This window comes from Streptomyces sp. NPDC046203 (assembly GCF_040646255.1).
Taxonomy (GTDB): domain Bacteria; phylum Actinomycetota; class Actinomycetes; order Streptomycetales; family Streptomycetaceae; genus Streptomyces.
The window spans coordinates 110,478-128,640 of sequence record NZ_JBEYZX010000002.1 but is presented as its reverse complement, the minus strand read 5'-3'; the positions used below and the strand labels follow the sequence as shown (position 1 = coordinate 128,640).

15 protein-coding genes and 1 riboswitch are annotated in these 18,163 nt (G+C 70.5%); of the genes, 4 read left to right on the top strand and 11 right to left on the bottom strand.

From position 1 onward, the window contains the following. The first annotated feature begins 60 nt into the window (after window positions 1-60). Window positions 61-675, top strand: coding sequence for an SGNH/GDSL hydrolase family protein (locus tag ABZ990_RS02330; RefSeq protein WP_361223949.1), 615 nt, complete (start codon window positions 61-63; stop codon window positions 673-675). Between the two features lie 61 nt (window positions 676-736). On the opposite strand, the gene ABZ990_RS02325 is transcribed toward ABZ990_RS02330, so the two are convergent. Further along, window positions 737-1,597 carry an MBL fold metallo-hydrolase gene (locus ABZ990_RS02325; protein WP_361223946.1) on the bottom strand — a complete coding sequence of 287 codons (861 nt, stop codon included), beginning with the start codon at window positions 1,595-1,597 and terminating at the stop codon, window positions 737-739. A gap of 168 nt (window positions 1,598-1,765) precedes the next feature. Further along, a riboswitch (cobalamin riboswitch) is annotated at window positions 1,766-1,997 on the top strand. 50 nt (window positions 1,998-2,047) lie between these two features. Between ABZ990_RS02325 and ABZ990_RS02320 the strand changes: the two genes are divergently transcribed. Then, on the top strand, window positions 2,048-2,491 hold the full coding sequence (locus tag ABZ990_RS02320; protein ID WP_361223943.1) for an acyl-CoA thioesterase: 444 nt from the start codon (window positions 2,048-2,050) through the stop codon (window positions 2,489-2,491). A 152-nt stretch (window positions 2,492-2,643) separates the two neighbouring features. On the opposite strand, the gene ABZ990_RS02315 is transcribed toward ABZ990_RS02320, so the two are convergent. From ABZ990_RS02315 to ABZ990_RS02270, 10 genes are all read right to left on the bottom strand, one after another. After that, window positions 2,644-3,495: a PhzF family phenazine biosynthesis isomerase gene (locus tag ABZ990_RS02315; protein ID WP_361223941.1), complete on the bottom strand. Its 852-nt coding sequence runs from the start codon at window positions 3,493-3,495 to the stop codon at window positions 2,644-2,646. A 266-nt stretch (window positions 3,496-3,761) separates the two neighbouring features. Next, on the bottom strand, window positions 3,762-4,757 hold the full coding sequence (locus tag ABZ990_RS02310; protein ID WP_361223938.1) for a methyltransferase: 996 nt from the start codon (window positions 4,755-4,757) through the stop codon (window positions 3,762-3,764). Window positions 4,758-5,000: 243 nt separating this feature from the next. After that, window positions 5,001-5,492, bottom strand: a complete 492-nt coding sequence (locus tag ABZ990_RS02305; RefSeq protein ID WP_361223936.1) for a PhzA/PhzB family protein — start codon at window positions 5,490-5,492, stop codon at window positions 5,001-5,003. A gap of 124 nt (window positions 5,493-5,616) precedes the next feature. Next, entirely contained in the window at window positions 5,617-7,518 is a 1,902-nt protein-coding gene (gene asnB / locus ABZ990_RS02300; RefSeq protein WP_361223932.1) for an asparagine synthase (glutamine-hydrolyzing), read from the bottom strand. A 179-nt stretch (window positions 7,519-7,697) separates the two neighbouring features. Continuing rightward, window positions 7,698-8,318, bottom strand: a complete 621-nt coding sequence (gene phzG / locus ABZ990_RS02295; RefSeq protein WP_361223929.1) for a phenazine biosynthesis FMN-dependent oxidase PhzG — start codon at window positions 8,316-8,318, stop codon at window positions 7,698-7,700. Continuing rightward, complete coding sequence (locus ABZ990_RS02290; RefSeq protein WP_361223926.1) at window positions 8,315-8,674, bottom strand: hypothetical protein; 360 nt, start codon at window positions 8,672-8,674, stop codon at window positions 8,315-8,317. The genes phzG and ABZ990_RS02290 overlap by 4 nt, the downstream gene beginning before the upstream one ends. After that, window positions 8,671-10,650 (bottom strand): anthranilate synthase family protein, encoded by a 1,980-nt coding sequence (locus ABZ990_RS02285; RefSeq protein ID WP_361223923.1) that lies wholly within the window; start codon window positions 10,648-10,650, stop codon window positions 8,671-8,673. The genes ABZ990_RS02290 and ABZ990_RS02285 overlap by 4 nt, the downstream gene beginning before the upstream one ends. Further along, complete coding sequence (locus ABZ990_RS02280; RefSeq protein WP_361223920.1) at window positions 10,647-11,270, bottom strand: isochorismatase family protein; 624 nt, start codon at window positions 11,268-11,270, stop codon at window positions 10,647-10,649. Before ABZ990_RS02280 ends, ABZ990_RS02285 begins: the two co-directional genes overlap by 4 nt. Next, on the bottom strand, window positions 11,258-12,466 hold the full coding sequence (locus ABZ990_RS02275; protein ID WP_361223917.1) for a 3-deoxy-7-phosphoheptulonate synthase: 1,209 nt from the start codon (window positions 12,464-12,466) through the stop codon (window positions 11,258-11,260). Before ABZ990_RS02275 ends, ABZ990_RS02280 begins: the two co-directional genes overlap by 13 nt. A gap of 1,194 nt (window positions 12,467-13,660) precedes the next feature. After that, the gene (locus ABZ990_RS02270) at window positions 13,661-16,375 is read right to left on the bottom strand and encodes an NB-ARC domain-containing protein (RefSeq protein ID WP_361223915.1); all 2,715 of its coding nucleotides are present in this window, start codon (window positions 16,373-16,375) and stop codon (window positions 13,661-13,663) included. 268 nt (window positions 16,376-16,643) lie between these two features. Between ABZ990_RS02270 and ABZ990_RS02265 the strand changes: the two genes are divergently transcribed. Further along, window positions 16,644-16,844, top strand: a complete 201-nt coding sequence (locus ABZ990_RS02265; protein WP_361223912.1) for a hypothetical protein — start codon at window positions 16,644-16,646, stop codon at window positions 16,842-16,844. A gap of 220 nt (window positions 16,845-17,064) precedes the next feature. Further along, window positions 17,065-18,018, top strand: coding sequence for an IS481 family transposase (locus ABZ990_RS02260; protein ID WP_361223910.1), 954 nt, complete (start codon window positions 17,065-17,067; stop codon window positions 18,016-18,018). The last annotated feature ends 145 nt before the right edge of the window (window positions 18,019-18,163 follow it).

Genomic DNA, 18,163 nt, shown 5'->3' with positions numbered 1-18,163 from the left:
CCAAGGGAGCGCCGCACCCTGCCGGGACACATCAGCGGCGCCGACGGGAGGCGACGCATCATGATCCGACTCGCCGACACACCCATGACCTGGGTGGCGGCCGGAGACAGCATCACCCAGGGTGTCCTGCACACCCACGGCGCGCGCGGCTGGGTGGAGCATGTGCACGAACGAGTCGGATGGCAACTGGGCCGGACCACCGACGTCCTGGTCAACTCCGGCGTCTCCGGCTGGACCGCCGTCGACGTGCTCGCGTCCTACGAGTGGCTGATCGGCCGGTTCCGGCCCGACGTACTGTCCGTCTCACTCGGCACGAACGACTGCCTCGCCGGCGAGGCCGGGCTGCCCGCCTTCCGTGACGCGATGCGCGCGATCGTCGAGCGTGCCCGCACCGCCGGGGGAACGCAGATCGTGCTGCACACCCCGCTCGTGGTCGGCTTCTCGGGTCGCGCGCGGCGTGCGGCCATGCCCGCGTACTGCCAGGTGGTTCGTGAACTGGCCGCCGAGTCCGGTGCGTTGCTCGTCGACCACGAGGCGTACTGGATCGCGCACCACGGAACGGAGGACCCGATGGCCTGGTTGGACGAGGCGGCACACCCGAACGGGGCCGGCCATCTGGAGATGGCCAACCACGCGCTGCGCACGATGGGACTGGGCGAGCTGGAACTTCCCTGATCCTCATCTCGCGTGAGGGGACGGCCTGTTGAGACCTGCAACAGGCGGCGCATCCGCCCGGCTACCCCTCGCCGTTCGACGCCCGGCGTCCGCCCGGTGGCACGCCCCAGGGGCGCGTCGGCTGACCGGAGCGCGTCGAACGGCCTCGGGAGCGGTGGTTCGAGAAGACCTCACCGGGCTCGGCATGGTCGACGGGACCATCGAACCGGGCCTCGGCGCGTGCCACCGCCTGCTCCGGTGTCAGGAAACGGCCGACATGGGTGACGATCAGCCGGCCCGCCCGAGCCGCGGTGGCCGTGTCGGCGGCGTCCTCGGGCGTGTGGTGCACCTGCTCGCCCTCGGCCGGCGCCTGGTTGCTCTCGGCTTCGCACAGCAGGGTGTCGCACTCCTCGGCCAGCTCCGTGAGGTTCGCGCAGGGCGCCGTGTCCCCGGAGTAAACGAGCGAGCGGCCCCCGGCCTCGGCACGCAGGGCGAAGGCCGGCATACCGTGCTCCACCGCCCGGCTGGTCAGGGCGAGTTCACCGATGCGCACCTCGTGTCCGTCGTACAACTCCTGGACGGCGAAGGCGGCCTCGACCGGGCTGCGCGTCGGGCCGTTGGTGAGGAAGTGGGCCAGCCGGTCGGCGATGCCCGGCGGCCCGTAGAGGGGGATGGGCGCGGCAAGCCGGATGTCCGCGAAGAGCGCCGCGTAATACGCGGTGAGCAGATCCGCGGTGTGGTCGGCGTGCAGATGCGAGATCCAGATCGCGTCCACCTCGTCGAGCCGGGCGTACCGCTGCAGCCGCGCCAGCGTCCCGCTGCCCGCGTCCACCCAGACCCGGGCACCGGCGCCGGTCAGGAGATAGCCGGAGCACGGGTTGTCCTCGGTCGCGTAGGGCGTGGCGCTGCCCAGAACCGTGAGCTGGAATCCGTCACTGATCATCCGGGGAGTGTAGAGAGCGCTCGGTTCGCCGGCTGATGAGCGGGAGGGTGGGCGAGCGGACGAGCGGGCGGGTGGTCACCGCGGTCGGGGCGGTCGGCGCGCGGCTCGGGGTCACGGCCCCGGAGCACCCCGGTTCCGCGACGGGAGCAGGGCGCGGGCTCGCTGCCGTACGCTGGCAGGGCAGCTGGTTCGCCCCGTCCCCCGGACGGGAGCGTCGTAAGAGGGAACCCGGTGTGAATCCGGGACTGCCCCGCAGCGGTGAGCGGGAACGACCGCCGTCATACGCACTGGGCCCGGCACACACGAGGGCCTGGGAAGCGACGGCCAGTAGGAGTCCGCCGGCGAGAGCCGGGGAACGCGCCCGCGAGTCCGAAGACCTGCCCGCTGCCCGCGCACCGGCCCCTGGGGTGCGCGGAGAAGCCCTGCCGCGACTCGCGAAGGAGAGTTGACGTGGCCGAATCCCCCGTCACCAGTCCTGCCCGCCCGACCAAGACCCCGGACGATTCCCGGGTGGTCCTCGCCCACATCATGAGCGACCACGACACCAATCTGTACGGCACCATCCACGGCGGAGTGATGATGAAGCTCATCGACGACGCCGCCGCGGCCGCCGCCGGCCGGCACGCCGACGGGCCGGCCGTCACCGTCTCGGTCGACCGTATGACCTTCCTCACCCCGGTACGGGCGGGCGACCTGCTCAGCGTGGAGGCGGGACTCGAACGGGTCGGGCGGACCTCCATGACGGTCGGGGTACGGGTCACGGCCGAACGGTGGAACAACTCCACCCCCGCCACCGAGGTCGCCACGGCGTTCCTGACCTTCGTCGCGATCGACGCCGACGGAACGCCCCGCCCCGTGCCCGCGCTCGACATGACCAACCCCGGCCTGTCCTGACCGGTTCCCCGCACCGGTTCCCGGCACCTTCGGGCATGACCTGAGGGACGCCGGCGGGGCCGGGGCGCGCACACGCGTCCCGGCCCCGCGTCTCGGGGGGCTTCGCCCACCCTCCCCCGTACGGCTGCCACGCCTGCCGGCGCCGGCGGCCGCTACACGTACAGCGTCCCCCGGGCCACGACCACGGCCTCCCCCGCCACCCGCACCGATTCGATCCGCTCCGCGGTCCCCGTGACCCGGGCGCGCATCGTCGAAGGACGGCCCATCTCGACGCCCTGGCGGATCTCGATCCACTCTCCGAAGGGGATCAGTCCGTGCCGGGCCAGGTGCACCGCGAGCGAGCCGGCGGCCGAGCCGGTGGCCGCGTCCTCCACCACGCCGTAGGCGGGGGAGAACATGCGCAGCCTCCAGTGGGTGCCCGCGCCCGTGAAGCAGTTGGCGGCCATGTCGGGAAGTCGCGCGAGGATCCGCTGGTCCGGTTCCAGGGCGGAGAGGGCCGCCACGCTGTCGAGTCCGACGAACACGTGCCGGGGTCCGTTGCGGTAGACCTCGATCGGCAGCGTGCTGCCGGTGGCCACCGGGGCGAGGGCCGTGAGCAGTTCCTCCGCCCGGTCGTACGGCTCCCATGTCGGCACGGGCTGCCACATGCCCGCCGCGACGGTCCGGCCCTCGCCGTCCCGCTCCAGCTCGAACGCCACGGTGCCCATGGCGGTCTCCATCCGCAGTTCCCTCGCCGCGTGCCATTCGCCGAGCACCACGGCCGTGCCCAGGGTGGGATGCCCGGCGAACGGAAGCTCGTTCACCGGCGTGAAGATGCGGACCCTCACATCGCCGTCGTCCTCCGCGGGGAGGACGAAGACGGTCTCCGACAGGTGCGTCTCCTGCGCGATCCGCTGCATGCGCTCGGCGGAGAGGCCGGACGCGTCCAGGAGGACCGCGGTCGGGTTTCCTTCCAGCGGGGTGGCCGTGAAGACGTCGGCGACCACGTACTCGTAGGTGTCCATGAGGTCCGTTCGTTCCGTCGCGCCGGCTCCCGTCGTCCGGGTGCCGGCTGGATGGGGTGCTGGGGAGGGGCTCGCCGGATGAGCCGACCGCTCGCCGGGCGGATGCGTCGTCACCGGACGGGCCCGCGGACCGCCGGGCCCGCGGGACCGGACGGACCCGCGAGGTCTTCGCCGAGTCCGTTCGCCGGTCCGTCCACCGACCCGTTCACCGGTCCGTTCACCGGTCCGTCCGGGGACGACGCCTGGGGACGGGAGGACGCCTGGCGTCAGGGACGCGGCGCGGCGACCAGAGCGGTGTTCTCCATCGGCAGCTCCGCGCGGCCGACGACGTCGAGGCCCGCCCGGTCGAGCAGCCGGGTGATCCGCTCGACGGTGCGGTGCGCGCCGCCCGTCGTCATCAGGAGGTGCATGTCCCACAGCGCGGGCAGCACGGTGGAGTTCTCGTCCTCGACGAAACGGTCGAGGAGCAGCAGCCGCGACGAGGAGTCGGCCATGGCGCGGCGGCAGCTCTCGAAGACGCCGACGACGGCCTCGTCGTCCCAGCCGGCCAGCACCCGGCAGAGGACGTAGACGTCCCCGCCCTCCGGAACGCCCTCGAACATGTCGCCCGCGACCAGTTCGGTGCGGTCCAGGCCGACGGTGGCGGACAGGTGCTCGCGCGCCTTGGCCATCATGTGCTCGCGATCGAAGAGGATGCCCCGGGCGTCCGGGGTGGCGCCGAGGACCGTGGCGAGCAGGTGCCCGCCCCCGCCGCCCACGTCCACGACCTTCTTGCCGGAGAAGTCGAAGACCTCGGGCACCTGGTGGAAGAACATGCTCGCCGCGTTCAGGGTGCGCTGGAAGCGCCGAGTCACGTCCGCGTCGTGCCCCAGGTACTCGTAGAAGGGCCGGCCGAAGGCGGCCTCGAACCCCGAACTCCGCGTGCTGATCGCGTGGTGGGCGTGCCCCCAGGCGGAGTAGAACTCCTCGCCGTACAGCAGGCACATGTCGCTCAGGGACTGGGGCGCGTCGAGGAGCGCGGCGCTGATCGGGGTCCCCCGGTAGCCGGTGGACTCGCTGCCCTCGAACACCCCCATGGCCACCAGGAGGCGCATCAGCCGGTGCACGCCCTCCTCGTCCGCCCCGGTCGCCTTGGCGAGCTCGGCGTCGCTGGCATGGCCCGCCGCTATGTGGTCGGGCAGGCGGAGCTTGACCGCGGTGTAGAGCGCCTGCGCCCGCCATCCGCCGGTGATGATGTCGACCACGTCTCGAGTGGTCTGCACGTCGACTGTCATGGGAGACCTCGCCTCATTGCTGCTTCCCGGCCGCCGCCGGCCGGCTCGATGCGCCGCGTCCGGGTCCGGGGGACGGGACGCGGACGGATGTCCGTACATGGGGATCCCTGGAGGGGGATTCGTGCGCGGGGATCTGCGTGCTGGGATCCGTGTGCTGGGAACCGCGTGGGGATTCGTACGCGGGTTCCTGCACGGTCTCCCAACGCGGGGGCCCTGCGCGGGGATCCGCCGCTACGTGGGGATGCCGCCGCGGTTGATCTTCGGCACCTCGATGCCCAGCGCGCGCAGTTGCTGGAACGGGTTCATGAACTCGCGCTGCTGCTCGATCCTGCCGTCCACCAGCAGGAACGAGTGGATGAAGTGGTTCTTGTAGTAGCCCGCCGGATAGTCCGGGTAGAGGATCTTGCCCTCTCCGTCGCACTCGACCCAGAACCGGTGGGGATCCTGGGTCTCGAAGATCTCCACGTTCTTCCACTCCCAGTCGGGGAACATCCGCAGCGACCACTCGCCGTGCGCCTTGAGCTTCTCGTGTCCCTGGGAGGCGACCGGTTCGCCGGTGTCGCTGGTCCACAGGCCGGCGCTGCCGTTCTCGGTGAAGAGCAGGTAGCGCGTCAGCCGGTTCTCGCCCTTGCGGCTCATGTAGTCGGCCACGACGGCGCGGTGCCGGGCGCGCAGGTCGAGGTCGGCGTCGAAGCCCTCGGGTCGGGCGTCTTCCGTTCCCATCTCGTATCCCTCAATTCCTGTTGGCTGGTGTGTCGGGGTGTGTCGGGGTGTACGTGGATGCCGGCGCGGTGAAGCCGGCGCCGCTCAGCGGTGCCCCCGAGCGGGCCGGACCGAACACCCACTGTCAGAGGCGGAGTTCGGGGCGGTGGACGTCCAGCCAGGTGCTCAGATCGAGGACGCGCTCCACGCCGTTGCGTACGTCGACCGGCATGGTCACCGCGTCCCGCCCCGCGACGTCCGCCAGCCAGCCGCGGTCGACCAGGCCGAAGACAGGGTCGTCGGTCGTGAGCAGTTCCTTGGCCTGCCGCAGCAGCGCATCGGCGTAGTGCGGGTCCAAAGTGGTGGGGTAGGAGGCCTTCACCCGGCTCAGCACCGACTCGGGTAGCAGGTCGGCGGTCGCGGCGCGCAGCAGGCTCTTCTCCCGGCCGTCGAAGGTCTTCATCGACCACGGGGCGTTGTGGACGTACTCCACGAGGCGGTGGTCGCAGTACGGGACCCGGACCTCCAGCCCGACGGCCATGCTGATCCGGTCCTTGCGCTCCAGGAGGGTCCGAACGAAGCGCGTCAGGTGCAGGTGGCTCATGACCCGCATCCGCGCCTCGTGGTCGCTCTCGCCGTCGGCCCGCTCCACCTCGCCGACCGCGTCGGCGTAGCTGTCGCGGATGTACGCGGGCAGGTCGAGCGCGGCGGTGAGTTCGGCATTGAACCGCTCCCGCCTTCGGGCCTGTTCGCCGTCGACGAAGACCGCCATCCAGGGGAAGGTCCGCGCGCTTTGGACCTCAGGCTGGTGGAACCACCGGTACCCGCCGAAGAGTTCGTCGGCGGACTCGCCGGACAGGGCGACCGTGGAGTGCCGGCGTACGGCCTGGAACAGCAGATAGAGCGAGGTGTCGACATCGCCGAAGGTGAAGGGGCTGTCCCGGGCGGTGATCACCGCCCGGCGCACCGCCGGGTCGGCGATCGCGGCGTGGTCGAGCACGATGGACTCGTGCGGCGATCCCACGTGCGCGGCCACGTCGAGCGCGTACGGGGCGTCCAGCGTGCCCCGCAGGTCGTCGGCGACGAAGTCGTCCGCGCGTCCGGCGAAGTCCACCGAGAAGCTGCGCACCTTCCCGTCGGCCGCACCCGCCACACCCTTCGCGCCGGCCGCACCCGCCGCGCCTCCCTCTCCGAACTCGCCATTCCTGCCGAGCCGTTCGGCGGCGAGCGCGGTGATCGCGCTGGAGTCCAGGCCGCCGGAGAGAAGGGTGCAGCGCGGGACGTCGGAGACCAGTTGCCGGCCGACGATGTCCTCCAGGAGTTCGCGCACGGTGGCGACGGTGGTCTTCAGGTCGTCGGTGTGCGGCCGCGTGGACAGGGTCCAGTAGCGGCGCTCGCGCGGACCGGAACGGTCGACGGTGACCACGCCGCCCGGAAGCACCTCGCGCATCCCGCACCACAGCGCGCTCCCCGGCGTCTGGGTGAGGCTGAACAGCGCCCGCATTCCGTCGAGATCGACCGCGCGGTCCGCCAAGGGATGGGCGAGGATCGCCTTCGGCTCGGAGCCGAACAGCACCCCGTCGTCGGTACGGGAGAAGTAGAGCGGCTTGACGCCCATCCGGTCGCGGATCATCACGAGCTTCTCGGTCCGGGAGTCCCAGACGGCGAACGCGAACATACCGTTGAGCCGTTCGGCGACCGCCTCGCCCCACTCCAGGTAGCCGTGCAGCACCACCTCGGTGTCGCTGCGGGTCTCGAAGCGGTGCCCCCGGCGGAGCAACTCACCTCTGAGCTCGGTGTAGTTGTAGACCTCTCCGCTGTACGTGATCGCCACCGGACCGTCGTCGGTGGGCACCACCATCGGCTGGGCGCCGCCTTCGAGGTCGATGACCGCCAGTCTGCGGTGTCCGAGCGCCGCGTGCCGGTCGAGCCAGCCGCCCCCGGCGTCCGGTCCACGGCACGCCATGGTCCCGGTCATCGCGTCCAGCGGCGCGCGCTGCCGCGTCAAGTCCCGGTCGAACGAGACCCAGCCCGTGATTCCGCACATCGGTGTGTCTCCCCTTCTGTCGTGTCCGTGGGCTGTAGGCCCGGGGGCCGGGGTGTGGCCCGTCGTCCGTGACCCCGTGCGGCCTCGGCCGTGCGCGCTCAGGACTGGGGCAGGACCGGGGCCGGGCTCGGCCCCAGCCAGGGCCCGAACCCTGCCTCGGGCCAGGGCTAGGGCTAGGGCTAGGGCTGGAGCCGGCTCGTACGCCAGTCGGATCCGTCGCGCTCGTACACCAGCCTCTGGTGCAGCCGGTCCACGGGTTCGGCCTGCCAGAACTCGACCGCGTGCGGCTCCAGCAGATAGCCGAGCCAGCGCTCGGGGCGTGGCAACGCCGCGCCGGGGAGCCCCAGTTCACGGGCCCGCTCCCGCAGCGCGTCCTCGTCGAGCAGGGGCGCGCTCTGGTGGGACGCCACCGACATCGGGTGTGTACCGACGGGGCGGGCGGCCCACAATGCCTCGGACTCCTCGACAGGCAGCGGCCGGGCCGGGCCGCTCACGGTGACCTGTCGGCCCGCCTCGCGCCAGTAGAAGACGCCCGCCGCCCAGCTCGTCCCGGCCAGGTCCCGGCCCTTGCGGCTGTCGGCGTGGGTGGCGAACACCAGACCCGTGTCGCGGATCGCGAGCACCTGCACGATCCGGTTGGAGGCGCGGCCGGAGGCGTCGGTGGAGGCCAGCGCCAGTGCGCCCGGTTCGCGGACGGGGGTCGCGACGGCGCTGTCGAACCATTCCTGGAGCAGGCCCATCGGTTCGGCGGGCGGGGCGGTGAACTCTTCGGCCGCTCGGGGCCGGGTGGACGGGTTCACGCGGTCTCCCCGATCGTCGCGAAGGCCAGGCCGCGGTCGGTGGTCCCGCCCGCGTGGACGCCCTCGTGGACGCCCTCGACGATGGCCTCGACATCGGACATCATCCGGACGGACGGCGGGTATCCGATGAGTTCGGTGGCGCGGTTCGGCGGCATCGGCGCCGTCAGGTCGGCCGCTTCGTCCCACAGCATCACGGCGCCCCAGCGGTTGGTCAGCCGGTCGGAGATCCAGAACTTCAGCCGCAGTCCCCGGACTTCAGTCCAAGGGTCGACGCCCTCGTCGCGCAGGTAGTGGCGGAGCGAGTCGATGGTCTGGCCGGACCCGGAGAGGTCCCACCAGGAGAGGGTGGCTTTCATACGGCGAGTACCTCCGCGGCTTCCATCAGCGGGACGGCTTCCATCAACGGGACGAGCAGGTCGGCGAGGACACGTTCGCCGTCCTGGGTGAGCACGGATTCGAGGTGGAACTGCACCGAGCCGAAGTGCGGTCCGCGCAGGGCGTGCACCTCTCCCGTGCCGAGGTCGCGGCCGATCCTCACCTCGCCGACGCCGGGGCACTCCAGCCGGTCGGTTCGCGCGCGGGCCGAGTAGGAGTTGTAGAAGCCCACCCGCTCGCGCGAGCCGAACAGGTCGATCTCGCGCTGGGTGCCCTGGTTCGGGATCTCACGGCGTCTCAGTTCGAGCCCAAGGCGCCGGCACAGCAACTGATGACTCAGGCACACGGCCAGGAACGGCGTACGTCGGGCCAGTAGTTCGTCGATCGCGCCGGAGAGACGGGCCATGCGTGGGTGTCCGGCCTCCCGGGGATCGCCGGGTCCGGGGCCCATGACGACGAGGTCGTAGGCGTCGAAGTCATGGGGCGCGTCGAAGCCGGTGACGTCCACCACCAGCCCGATGGACCGCAGTTGGTGGGCCAGCATCGAGCTGAAGGTGTCCTCGGCGTCGACGACCAGGGCCCGGCGGCCGGCCAGCATCGGGTGCGGCCGGGTCCGCTGATCGGCGTCGCTCAGCCAGAAGTTGGCGATCGTCTCGTTGCGCTTCCCCAATGCCTCCTGGATCAGCGGGTGTTCACCCCGCCACTCCCCCGCGCCCAGCGCGGAGAGCAGGCCCGCCGCCTTGGTGCGGGTCTCGACGACCTCGGCGTCGGGGTCGGAGTGCCGTACCAGGGTGGCGCCCACCCCGACCTCCACCTGCCCCCTGCCGTCGCCGGTGTCCGAGGTCCGGATGTCGGCGGTACGGATGAGGATGGCCGAGTCCAGCGTGCGCACGCCGGTCGCGTCGCGGCCGATGAGCGCCGCGACACCCCCGTAGTACCCGCGTCCGCGCGGCTCGTAGCGGGCGATCACCCGGCACGCGTTCTCGAGCGGGCTGCCGGTCACGGTGGGCGCGAACAGCGTCTCGCGCAGGATCTCCCGCGGGTCGAGGTCGCTGCGCCCCTCGATGTTGTACTCGGTGTGCGCGAGCCGGGTCATCTCCCGCAGGAACGGGCCGACCACCCGGCCGCCGCCGTGGCAGACCCGGGCCATCATCTTCAGTTCCTCGTCGAGGACCATGTAGAGCTCGTCGGTCTCCTTGCCGTCCGCGAGGAACTCCATGACCTCCGACAGGACCGGCCCGCTCGGGGGGTAGCGGTACGTGCCGCTGATCGGCGTCATCGCCGCGACGCCGTCGCGCAGGCTGACGTGGCGTTCCGGGGTGGCGCCGACGAAGGTCCGGTCGCCGGTGTGGACGACGAAGGTCCAGTACGCGCCGCTCTCGCGGGAGAGCAGCCGGCGGAACAGGCTCAGCGCGCTGTGCGTCGAGTAGCCGGTGATGGTGGTGACGAACGAGCGCTTGATGACGAAGTTCGAACCCTCTCCGGTGCCGATCTCGTTGTCGAGCACGGCGCGGACGGTGTCGGCGTAGCTCTCGTCGTCGGTGTCGAAGTGCCCGCCGGACAGCGTGATCGGTTCGTCCGGCAGCCGGCGCAGCGCCTCGGACGCGGTGATCCAGCCCTGGTCGGTCACCGACAGCGCGAGCAGGGGCGAACCGTCGTCGGTGGCGGCGAAGCCGCGTTCGGCGATCTGCCGGTGGGGCACCAGGACGAGCGTCTCGTGGCGGGCCTCGCCCGGCTGTTCCGCCAAGCCGGACAGCGGGTTCTCGGAGAGCTCGGACAGCGGGGTCTCGGAGAGCGGGATGTCGGACAGCGGGATGTCGGCGAGCCTGGCCGGGGTGCCGACCCGGCCCAGGAGGATCTCCACCCGGTCCGGGCCGACGGACTCGGGGCGGTGCAGCAGGGCGAAGGGGCCCGGGTCGGGGCCCAGGACACGCTCGAACAGCCGCGTCGCGTTCATCGGAAGACCTCCTCGGTGGTGGTGACCACCGCGCAGCGGGCGGCCGCGTAGTCGAGGGCCTGCCGGTGGTGGTCGGCGGAGAAGTCGCCGACGGCGTCGGCGACGAGGAACGTCTGGATGTCGTGGGTGAACGCCTCGACGGCCGTCGCCAGGACCCCGACATGCGCGTACACGCCGCAGACGATCAGCTGGTCACGACCCTGGGCGCGCATCCGTTCCAGCAGGTCCGAGCGGAAGAAGGCGCTGTAGCGCCACTTGGTGAACACGTGGTCCGACGGCCGGGGCGCGAGCTCGGTGACGATCTCGCGATCGGCGGGGTCCACCTTCATGCCCGGACCCCAGAAGTCCTTGAGCAGGCCGCGGTCCTCGTCCGTCATGCCGCCGGGCTGGGCGGTGTAGAACACCGGGACGCCGAGCGCGGCGCAGCGCTCGCGCAACAGCGCGCCGTGGCGGACCAGCGGGTCGCGCACCGCCGGGGGGAAGGGCGCCAGGAAGTAGCGCTGCATGTCGTGCACGAGCAGTGCGGCGCGACGGGGGTCGGGCGTCCAGCGGGCCGTGTTGACGGGCAGTCCGGCCGCCGTCGGCAGCGGATAAGGCGGGATGGGCGCTAGACCCGGCATGGTTCCCCCTCGGCTTGGTTCGTCGTCGTCCGTGTCCGCCAGGCCGAGACCACGGTCACCGCCTGCCGGGGGTTGAGCCGCGGGTCGCACAGCGTCGTGTACCGCTCGCCGATGCGGTCGGTGAGACCGGGGACGTCGGCGCACTCGGTGACCGCGTCGGGGGTGGTCTCCAGGTGGATCCCGCCCGGCAGGCCGCCGGCCGCGCGCACCGCCGTCTGGAAGGCCGTGACCTCCCGTACGACCGTCTCCACGACCCGGGTCTTGAGCCCCTGGGCGGTGGTCACGGTGTTGCCGTGCAGGGGGTCGACCAGCCAGATCACTGGGTGCCGCGCGGCGCGTACGGCCCGGACCAGCGGCGGCAGCAGGTCCGCGACCTCGTCGGCGCCCATACGGGCGATCAGGGTGAGCCGGCCGGGCTCTCTCCCGGGGTCGAGTCGCTCGCACAGCGCGAGCAGTTCGGCCGGGGTCATCCGCGGCCCGACCTTGCACGCGACCGGGTTCACGATGCCCGCCAGCAGGGCGACATGAGCTCCCTCGACCTCGCGGGTCCGCTCGCCGACCCAGGGCCAGTGGGTGGAGGTGAGGGCGGTCCGGCCCTCCCGGTCCCGGCGCAGCAGCGGGATCTCGTAGTCGAGCAACAGGGCCTCGTGGCTGGTCCAGACGGCCGGGGCGAGCCGCGCCCCCGGTGTCGGACAGAGGTGCGTCATGATCCGGCTCGCCGCCCGGTAACCGTCCAGCAGGCGCCGGGGGTGGGGCCGTCGGGCTTCCGGGTCCGGTTCCGGACCGTTCACCAAGTGCCCTCGGAACACCGGGATTTCGACACCGCCGGCCCACTCGGTGGGCGCCGAGCGGGGCTTGGCGTACTGCCCGCCCAGCCGGCCGACCCGTACCACCGGCTGACGGGTGATCGCGCCCATGACATCGGCGAGGGCGTCGAGCAGCCCCACCTTCCGCCGCACGTCACGCGCGGTGCATTCCGCGGGGTCCTCCGCGCAGTCCCCGGCCTGCACGACCAGCGCCTGCCCCAGGGCGACGGAGGAGAGCAGGCCCCGGAGTCTGCCCAGCGACGCGGCCTCCACGAGCGGAGGGGCGGTCGCCAGCACCTCCCGGACCCTCTCGATGTCCGCCGGATCTCCCCACTCGGGCTGCTGCCGTGCGACCGGGGTTGGTAAAACGTCGAGCGAGGTGACGTTCACTGATGGTCCACACCTCTCTGCATATCGGCACATCACCATCGACAAAAGGGCACGCCGATGGTCTGAATTTCGGCACACTGAAGAGACCGCCGGTCTCGTACGGCCACGGGAAACACCTGGATGGCCAACCGGCGATAAAAAGAAGGCTATTGGCGCCGCGCAGGGCGCAAGGCGAGAGCGAGCCGCCTTGAAAGTACTATCGAATGGCGCACTGATTTTTACGTGCGGCACGAAGGAAATGGTCCACGAAGAGACGAGGCGGACTCATGCCGCGCGAGAGCGCCACGACTTCCGCCGCACGTTTCCCGCCCCCTCACCGGCGCGGCATGGGGCGTCTCAGTAGCGTGCTCGGCGATCAGCTCCGGATCCGGCCGGACCGCTCACCCCAGGACGCCGCGATGTCAGGACACCGGGGCAGCAGGCGCCCCCGCCGCGATCCGCCCACCCGTAAGCCAGGGCAACGGGGCACGGGGCGCAAGGAACACCCTCCGACCGATAGCGCTCGACCGGCCTTATGGGCCACCGGACTTCGAGATGGATTCGGCACACTATCGCCGATCAAGAGGCCCCACGAAACATGCGGGATCGATAACCTCCGGGCTGTCGACGCCATGAGCGCGACAGCGACCCATAACGCGCGTCCACTCTCCCTCACGGAATCTCCCCCGAACCAGAGACGGCCAACGGATAAATGGGATGCGCGCTCACGATGGACTCGTCCACCGCTCCACCGGCCACCCTCTCAAGCGAAAACAATACAACCGTATTGTTCTGCACGTGTCAACGACACCAGGAATCCGGGGTCGCCGGTGCGCGATTCACGCCAGCCGGGGGAAGAAGCGGAATGCCGACCGCACCGCGATGACCTGTGATGATCACCGATCGCCATGATCATCCGATGGCCGCCCGCCGGCAGACCCGACTTAGCCGCCGCCTGCCAGTCACCTCACCTCAGAGGCGAGTTCCGGCGCTTTCACCCGCTTTGCACCAACATCCCACCAGGGGAGACCGCCGGTCACCCATACCGCGCCGACAGCGTCGACCGTGACGGCTGATTTACGTACGGTCACTGTTCGTGAGTACGGCAGTCGGCCAGTCGTCCGCCCCGTCGTCGACTTCTTCGGGCAGGCGCTACCCGGACGAGCCCTCAGGCCGTACGAGGAGGCGCCCACCCCGGTCAGCGTCCGAACCACATCACGGAAGACGGGCGATCCGGTCGAGGGCCGCGTCGACATCCCTCTCGCCCGCCCTCCTCAGGAGGGCTCCGGCCTGTTCCGTCGCCTCGACCGACTCGGCAGCCCTTCCTGCGGCCCGGAGAGCCATCGCGAGCCAGACCAGTGTTCTTGTCTCCCTGCTCCCATAGGCCAACGACCGATACAGCACACGAGCACGCACCAACTCGGCGACGGCGGCTTCGGGATCTTCCCGCGCCATCCGGATGCGCCCCAGAGTGAAGTGCGCGTGCGCCTGCCCGTTGACATCGCCTGTGTCCACCAGTAGGGACAGGGTCCGCAAGCAGCACTCGGCTGCCTCCTCGTACTGGCCGAGGTCGTATCGCGCGCTCCCGATGCCGCTCAGTACAGCCGCCTGCCCAAGGACGTCCTGGAGTTCTTCGAAGGCGGGCAGAGCAGCACCGAAATGCTCCAGCGCCTCCCGGGGGGCACCACTCTCCTGGAGCAGAATCCCGAGGGTGTGGCGCGCCAGGGCGGCCCCCAGCATGTCTCCGTCGTCGTCGCTGATCCGCACCGCGCCGTTCAGCTCCCGCACGGCAGCCGCGACGTCGCCCAGGGCTCGGTGCGTCCCGGCGAGCATCCGGCGCACCATGGCCACGTCGGCCGGGCCGGACTCCCGTGTCGCCGCGGGGAGAGCGCGGTGGAGACCGGCGAGCGCGTCCAGATGGCGATCGGACCGCCACTGGAAGGTGACCAGGGTCATCGACAACAGCCATGTGTAGCGGTCGAGTCCGTGCCGCTGGGCCAGTCCGACGGCGGCGGTCAGCGTCGAGTACTCCGCCTCGAACCAGCTCATCGCCGCCGTCGCGTCGCCCGGGTCCATGACGTCGAGTGTGCTGGGCCGGCCGATCGGCAACCGCCGCCCGGGCTCCAGCCGCCGGTCGCAGGCCCACGCCTGGTGAAGCAGGTAACGCAGCATTCGCTTCACCACGCGAATCCGCTCGGCTTCGGCCCACTCGCGGGTCAGCGACTCGGCGTAGACCCGGACCAGGTCATGCAGGGCGTACCGCTCGCTCGAGGGTTCGAGCGCCAGGCTCATCCCCAGAAGCTCGTCGACCGCATCGCTGACATGAGGCCTGTCCTCGGGCTCGATGGCCCGCAGTGCCGCCCAACTGATCGTCGGTCCCGGATGGATCGCCAGCCGTTCGAGCAGTCGTGCCGCCGGCGCGGAAAGCTGCCGACGGGAAGTATCGAGCGACAGACGTACGCTCAGATCCTCGGAGCCCAGGTCGAGTGAACGCAGCCGAGTGCTTTCCACTCGCAGTTCGCGCACGATGTCCGGCAATGCCCATGGACGCCGTTTGATGCGCGCGGCCATGATTCCGAGCGCCAGCGGAAGCCCGGAACAATGCTCCACGATGTCGGGCACGAAGGGAGCGGCTGTGCGCATGCGGTCCTCGCCGAGCCGCTTGCCGAGGAGTGTGGCGGCGTCCGCACGATTCAGTGGTTCGAGAGGGATGAGTTCGCCGCGCTCCCGGATCTCCAGCCCGTCCAGGTGGCGGCGGCCGGTGACGATCGCCGCGCTGGCCCCGGCCGGGGGAAGCAGCCGGCGGACATGCGCCTCGTCCCGCGCGTTGTCCAGGATCAAGAGGACCGAACGGTCCGCGAGCGCGGTGCGGTACGCGGACAGCATGCCTTCGGGCGTCGGCGTGGCCGGGCGCACGCCGAGATCGTTCAAAAGCCGGGCGATGATGTGCTCGTGGCTCAGGAGGCCCTCAGGAGCGACCTCTCCGAGATCAACGTACAGGATGCCGTCGGCGAAGTACTGGTCGAGCGCCACCGCGACCTCGACGGCGAGCGCGGACTTCCCGACGCCGGGCAGCCCCGACAGGGCGACCAGCCGGGACCGCTCCGGGCATCGCCCCAGAAGAACCTCGGTCATCCGGTCGCGCTGCCGGCGGCGCCCCACCAGCGAGGCCGGCCCGAGCGGAAGCTGACGGGGTCTCGGCGGGGTCATGGAACGGATGGAGACGGCAATCCCCTGGTCGTACGCACCTGTCGTGCCCACGAGCAGCAGGTGCGCGGTGGACTGGCCGCGTTCCCGCTCCCACTCGGCCAGAAGCGGCGCAATCTCGACTTCCCTGCCGAGCGCACGCAGTGCGCGCACCTTGAGTTCAAGCAATGCCTCGCTCGTCGGCCAGTGCACCAGGGCGGAATCGACCCGATCGAGCGCGGCCCGCGGCTGAGCGCATTCGAGTTCCGTTCGGACACAGGCGGTCGTGGCCTCCCGGAGCTCCCCCATCAGTTCATGCCGTCTCCGATCGAAGGCGGCCCCTTGCATCCCATCGAAGAGAATCCCGCGCCACTCCCCTGTCGCGTCACGGAGTGAATCGAGCCGCACTGATGAGTCGCGCGTGAAGTCCGCCGTCCGCAGCAATCCTCGAAAGCGCAGGTAATCGACCCATTCCGGCTTGGCGTGAACTCCACAGAACCCTCTCTCGTTGCCCTCGGAGCAAATTTCCGGCACAGACTTACGAAGCTGGTGAAAAGTCTGCCGAATTCGATTCGGGTTCAACGACTCCCGGGGCCACAGATATCGCATGATCTCGTCGTGGGACGCGCGAAGGCCGGGCGAGACGAGGAGAACGGCCAGCAGCTCCAAGGCCTTTCGCGATCTCATGCCGACCGCCCGGCCCGCCCGGAGGACCGTCACCGGACCCAGCAACCGGAGCTCCATGACGCCTCGCCTTCTTCCCGTTCGCGGCGGATCCGCGAGCATCGGAGGAGAAGCATGGCACATCTCGTCGAGCGGCATTTAACGTTCACCTAACGCTTGCCACTTGGCCGCGAGGGGCTCGGCCTGACAATCTTCGAGCACCCCGATCCGGCTAGTCCGACAGGACGGGAATCGCCAGGTCATTCATTCGATGACATCGAATTTGTCTTCGATTGCGGGGGGAATCGACCTCGCAGTCGAACAAAGAACTCAAAGGCAGGAGAAACCCATGCCCCGAAACCACATCGAACGCCGTACCGGCCGACCCGCCCCGAGGCGCTGCGTCAACGGGACGAACTCCACCCGCCGGCACGACGCCCGTCTGACCTCCGGTGCGGCCTCCACCGCGTGGCACGGCCGCGTATGGAAGCCCGTCCGGCCGGCGGCTGAACTCGCCCGCGAATCGGCGCTGTTCTCCGAATTCGAGTAGAACAGGCCTGCCAGGGCCCGGGACCGTGACGCCGGAACCGGGCCGGAGGCGGGCCTGAGCGACACCTCCGGAGGCGGGCCTGGGCAGAGAGCCCTAGGTGTATTGCCCCGGGAGGTTGTGGACGGGTGATGCAGGTCTCGGCTGAGGGATCTTGAACGGGTGAGGGCCTTCCGGGTTCGGTGTGGATTGCGACGTCTACACCGACCAGCAGAAGGCCCTCATGCCCCACCGTAATGCACCCCTGACCGAGACCGGACGCCTGCGCCTGGCCCGCTGCGTGGTCGAGGACGGCTGGCCACTTCGACGGGCCGCCGAACGCTTCCAGGTCTCACCCACCACCGCCCAGCGATGGGCCACGCGCTACCGGGCCCTGGGCGAGGCCGGAATGAGTGACCTGCCCTCCCGCCCGCACCACAGCCCGAAACGGACACCGACCCGCACCGAACGCCGGATCATCAAGGTCCGCCTCGCGCGCCGGTGGGGCCCGGCCCGCATCGCCCACCACCTGCGGCTGGTCCCCTCGACCGTCCACCGGGTCCTGACCCGATACGGCCTGGCCCGCCTCGCTCATCTGGACCGGGCAACCGGCCGGGTCATACGCCGCTACGAACGCGAGCGCCCCGGCGAGCTGGTCCATGTCGACATCAAGAAACTCGGCAACATCCCCGATGGCGGCGGGCACAAGTTCCTCGGCCGTCAACCCGGCCGCAAGAACCGCAAGAACGCCGGCTACAGCTACATCCACACCGCCGTCGACGACCACTCCCGCCTCGCCTACAGCGAGATCCTGGCCGACGAGAAGAAGGAAACCGCCACCGCCTTCTGGACCCGAGCCCAGGCGTTCTTCACCCAGGCCGGAATCACCGTTGAGCGCGTCCTGACCGACAACGGCTCCTGCTACAAGTCGCACGCCTGGCGCGAGCTGCTGGCAGCGGCCGGGATCACCCACAAACGAACCCGGCCCTACCGACCGCAGACCAACGGCAAGGTCGAACGCCTCAACCGCACCCTGATGGAGGAGTGGGCCTACGCCCGCCCCTACCGATCAGAGCAGGAACGACGCGACGCCTTCCCCAACTGGCTCCACACCTACAATCACCACCGCGGACACACCGCGCTCGCAGGCAAAACACCCGCCAGCCGCGTCCCCAACCTCACAGGGCAATACACCTAGGGCATGTTTCGAAAGTCCCTCCTGGCCCGCGACGCCTGGCACGCCCGCTCGCTGCGTTGTCGGAGTCATCCAAGTACGCCCAGTACGAGGATGATCCTCCGCCTTGCGATCGTACGCACCAGACGCCGCAGGCCCCGCCCTCCGG

Bases quoted from the DNA above. Each gene is read 5' to 3' on its own strand.
- ABZ990_RS02330 (WP_361223949.1), top strand. From the start codon at position 61: ATGATCCGACTCGCCGACACACCCATGACCTGGGTGGCGGCCGGAGAC.
- ABZ990_RS02325 (WP_361223946.1), bottom strand. From the start codon at position 1,597: ATGATCAGTGACGGATTCCAGCTCACGGTTCTGGGCAGCGCCACGCCC.
- ABZ990_RS02315 (WP_361223941.1), bottom strand. From the start codon at position 3,495: ATGGACACCTACGAGTACGTGGTCGCCGACGTCTTCACGGCCACCCCG.
- ABZ990_RS02305 (WP_361223936.1), bottom strand. From the start codon at position 5,492: ATGGGAACGGAAGACGCCCGACCCGAGGGCTTCGACGCCGACCTCGAC.
- asnB (WP_361223932.1), bottom strand. From the start codon at position 7,518: ATGTGCGGAATCACGGGCTGGGTCTCGTTCGACCGGGACTTGACGCGG.
- ABZ990_RS02290 (WP_361223926.1), bottom strand. From the start codon at position 8,674: ATGAAAGCCACCCTCTCCTGGTGGGACCTCTCCGGGTCCGGCCAGACC.
- ABZ990_RS02285 (WP_361223923.1), bottom strand. From the start codon at position 10,650: ATGAACGCGACGCGGCTGTTCGAGCGTGTCCTGGGCCCCGACCCGGGC.
- ABZ990_RS02280 (WP_361223920.1), bottom strand. From the start codon at position 11,270: ATGCCGGGTCTAGCGCCCATCCCGCCTTATCCGCTGCCGACGGCGGCC.
- ABZ990_RS02270 (WP_361223915.1), bottom strand. From the start codon at position 16,375: ATGGAGCTCCGGTTGCTGGGTCCGGTGACGGTCCTCCGGGCGGGCCGG.
- ABZ990_RS02265 (WP_361223912.1), top strand. From the start codon at position 16,644: ATGCCCCGAAACCACATCGAACGCCGTACCGGCCGACCCGCCCCGAGG.
- ABZ990_RS02260 (WP_361223910.1), top strand. From the start codon at position 17,065: ATGCCCCACCGTAATGCACCCCTGACCGAGACCGGACGCCTGCGCCTG.